The 2,849-nt window shown below is 37.6% G+C and carries 4 protein-coding genes; 3 read left to right on the top strand and 1 reads right to left on the bottom strand.

The genetic code is table 11. From position 1 onward, the window contains the following. From VB797_RS09380 to VB797_RS09370, 3 genes are all read left to right on the top strand, one after another. On the top strand, positions 1-598 hold a 598-nt coding region (locus VB797_RS09380), incomplete at its 5' end, for a hypothetical protein (RefSeq protein WP_323237404.1). Between the two features lie 64 nt (positions 599-662). Beyond that, on the top strand, positions 663-1,340 hold the full coding sequence (locus VB797_RS09375; RefSeq protein ID WP_323237403.1) for a HEAT repeat domain-containing protein: 678 nt from the start codon (positions 663-665) through the stop codon (positions 1,338-1,340). A 260-nt stretch (positions 1,341-1,600) separates the two neighbouring features. Beyond that, entirely contained in the window at positions 1,601-2,161 is a 561-nt protein-coding gene (locus VB797_RS09370) for a phycobiliprotein lyase (RefSeq protein ID WP_323237402.1), read from the top strand. A gap of 76 nt (positions 2,162-2,237) precedes the next feature. Here the strand turns inward: VB797_RS09370 and VB797_RS09365 are convergent. Next, positions 2,238-2,849 (bottom strand): hypothetical protein (locus VB797_RS09365; protein ID WP_323237401.1); only part of this gene is annotated, 612 nt, incomplete at its 5' end.

Genomic DNA, 2,849 nt, shown 5'->3' with positions numbered 1-2,849 from the left:
CCCCCCATCTCCCCATCCCCCCATCCCCCCAATTATGTTGTGGTTATTCTGGATTTTATCAACTGGTATCGGTGGTGCGTTTATTGGTTATATGGCTGCTCCTACTGATTTTTTCTGGGAATTAATCGCGAGTGGGTTCGTTATTGGAATTACTCAATGGATAGTTTTACGACGTTATATAAATTCTGCTATTTGGTGGATACCTGCAAGCGGTTTCGGTTGGATATTAGGTGTTTATCTGATGATATTTACCCAAGAAATTCTCAATCCTATAGTTAAATTTCTGACATCTACTGGGGGATTATGGGAAGTCTTTTGGTTAAATACTATTAAAGAACCAGTCAATTTTGCAGTTTTGGGATTTGCTCAGTGGTTATTGCTGCGTCGTCACTTTCGATACGCGGGTTGGTGGATACTCGCTAGCGCTTTGAGCGGTGCTGCTAGAGGTGCGATCGGTTCTTATGTATGTGCAGTAGCCTGTAATATTGGCGGTGGGACTATATCTAATGGCCTAGGCTGGGCTGCAAGTGGCGCGATTACTGGTATTTTACTGGCATGGTTAATAAGTAATCATCGCAAAAACCTACCATCAGGCTAATGTATCTTAGCTTATGTAATGTTACTTATAGAAATGTAACTAGTAAAAACTATTTTTAAATTAGATGTCAGATTCAAGCTTACAAGAAATTACTACTCAATTAGAAAGTTCTTCTTTAAGAGATAGAATGGTTGCTCTTGCTTCTTTAAGGAATGTCCCTGCGGAAGATGCAGTACCTTTAATCAAAAAAGTACTTGATGATGAATCTCTACAACTACGTTCGATGGCAATATTTGCGTTAGGGATTAAACAAACACCCGATTGCTATCCGATTTTAATCCAAACACTGCAAGCTGATTCGGATTATGGCATCAGAGCCGATGCTGCGGGTGCTTTAGGATACTTGGGCGATATTAGGGCTTTAGAACCGCTATCGCGAGCATTTTATGAAGATACAGATTGGCTGGTACGTTTTAGTGCTGCTGTAGCGCTTGGGAATTTGAAAGATACTCGTGCTAAGGAAGTACTTTACAAAGCTTTGGAAAGTGAAGAAATTGTCATTCAACAAGCCGCGATCGCAGCGTTGGGTGAAATCAAAGATATCGATTCTGTGGACAAAATTCTTCGCTTTGCTCAATCGGAAGATTGGTTAGTACGTCAGCGTTTAGCAGAAGCTTTAGGTCATCTTCCTAGTGATAAAAGTATCTCAGCTTTAAAGTATTTAGAAAAAGATAGCCACAACCACGTCAGTGAATCGGCGAAAATTTCCTTATCCAGAATTGAACAAGCAAATAATCACTAAATATATCGAAACGGTCAAATCTTCTGTAGGAATGGCAAAATTATTCTTGTAGGATGTTTGACGCTTGAATAAATTTGGTACGTGGTTATAACACAACTAGCGTCACGTACCATCTCGGCAGGTTGTGAGTGAAAATTTAAATAATTTGATAAAGTTACAAAACATTTGATTTTCTTGACTTTATCTCAAGATGGTACTTGCTTGCTGTTACATTTTAAAAAGTGAGATTATAAAAATTTTGACGTAAGGTAATTTGATTGATGAATATTGAAGAGTTTTTTGAATTAAGTGCTGGTAAATGGTTTTCCCATCGTACTAGTCATCATTTGGCTTTTAAACAATCAGAAGGCGGTAAATCAGATATTATTATTGAAACATTACCTGCCGACCATCCAGAAGTAATCAAATTGTGCGAACAACATCAAGTTGAATTTAATAGTGGATTTGGTGCAAGAGTAACCTGGAACGGCACAATGGAATGGGATCAAGAAAAACACGAAGGTTCCACTGTATTGGTAGCAATACCAAATTTGGATAACCCTATGGAAGGAAAATTACTCCGAGAAATGGGTTATGCAGAAAAAACTCCAGTAGCTGGAACTTACAAAATGGGTAGCGATGATGCACTCACCCTAACTACAGAATATGAAACCATGTGGTCTGAAGAGCGTCTATGGTTTGCAAGTCCGAATTTACGGATGCGTGTAGGTATTCTCAAACGTTTCGGGGGTTTCAGCATGGCTTCTTTCACTTCTGAAATTCGCATGGGTGGAACACCTGCTGCTAAAACAAATGATGCAGCGACTAATACTACATCATAAATTTAGAATTGATCGATTAATGAATCATAGTACTAATTACTAATGTAGAGACGTAGCATTGCTACGTCTCATTAAGTTACATAGGTCTTTTGGTACCATTAGGTCTGGTTTTTGCTTTTCTAGCTTGTGGTGGATTATTCAGGGTACTTTCAAGCTTAGTTACTGTCTTCACTACATTGTCTAATTGAGTTTTTATTGTCTCAAAACCGGCTAATTTCTCAACAACAGTTTTTAGCTGCTCCTGTTGATTATTTAGCTGTGCGTTTATTTCCCCTTGATTTGATTTTTCATTTGACTGAGTATTCGCTTTATCTAACTGAGTCAAATATTTTTCCAGTTTTTCTGTGGTTTGAGTTAAATTCTCAACTTTGTTAGACACGGAAGAAACTCCTTCTAGTTTCTTTGTTAATGCTTGTAAGGTTTCTTGCTGTTTATTATTATTACCTTCTATTGTTTTGTTTAATTTTTCTGTGGTTTGGGTATTACCTTTATCTAACTGAGTCAGATATTTTTCTAATTTTTCTGTGGTTTGACTTAAATTCTCAACTCTGTCGGAAATCGAAGAAACAGTTTCTAAATTTTTTGTAAGTGCTTGCAATTCCTGTTGTGTCTGAGTGTTACCTTCTATTGTTTGAGTATTAACGCGATCTATCTTAGTTAGATGTGTTTCCAGTTTCTCTGTAGTCTC

This window comes from Rivularia sp. UHCC 0363 (assembly GCF_034931125.1).
In the GTDB taxonomy this organism is placed as follows: domain Bacteria; phylum Cyanobacteriota; class Cyanobacteriia; order Cyanobacteriales; family Nostocaceae; genus Rivularia.
Note: the sequence above shows the minus strand (reverse complement) of the source record. Positions and strands in the feature narration are given on the sequence as shown.

Excerpts from the sequence above, each read along its gene's own strand:
- VB797_RS09375 (WP_323237403.1), top strand. The coding sequence starts at position 663 with ATGTCAGATTCAAGCTTACAAGAAATTACTACTCAATTAGAAAGTTCT.
- VB797_RS09370 (WP_323237402.1), top strand. The coding sequence starts at position 1,601 with ATGAATATTGAAGAGTTTTTTGAATTAAGTGCTGGTAAATGGTTTTCC.